Source organism: Dialister succinatiphilus YIT 11850 (assembly GCF_000242435.1).
GTDB lineage: Bacteria > Bacillota > Negativicutes > Veillonellales > Dialisteraceae > Dialister > Dialister succinatiphilus.
Map to the genome: position 1 here is coordinate 4,854 of NZ_JH591191.1, position 583 is coordinate 5,436.

The 583-nt window shown below is 47.0% G+C and carries 1 pseudogene; it reads right to left on the reverse strand.

Annotated elements, in window-relative coordinates:
* A pseudogene (locus HMPREF9453_RS10835) lies at positions 1–209 on the reverse strand (ISLre2-like element ISDsu1 family transposase); the annotation flags it as partial.
* Positions 210–583: the final 374 nt, after the last annotated feature.

Consider the following 583-nt stretch of genomic DNA (forward strand, 5'->3'; position numbering starts at 1 on the left):
ACACGCCACCCCTGTGCCTTGTAAATCTGATACAGCTCAGCATCAATACGCCCCAGAGCCATAGCTATAAGCTGACAATTCATTTCTTCGAGCCAATGAGTTAGCTTCCTTTCAGACTCAATAGAATCATCAGATTCCTTGATGATAGAAATAACTGCTCCTATTGCATTTTCACTCCAAATTTCTCCAGTTTTTGTTATAATATCCATGAGGAAAGACCTTTCTTTGTTTTATTCTTTGCCACGGAAATTATAACATTTCCACTCAAGGGGAGGCTTTCCTCTTTTATTGTTTCTGGAAAAATTCCCCTACCGAGTAAAATTTTACACTAAGGTGACAGGGGAAAAAAGGACGCTATGGGGCCGCTCCGCGGCCCGGGTTCAGAGGGTTCAGAAGGTTCAAAGGGAAGGTTCTTAAGATGGACCGGCCCTATGGGCCGGAGGGTTCTTAAGTTTGACGGGCCCTTGGCCCGAGGGTGGTGGTATCGCCCGCAGGGCGATGAGTTTTATAATGCCGCCTTCGGCGGTCACGTCCACATCGAGTATCATAATCAGGATTACCACCGTCCACCCCTTCGCCACTT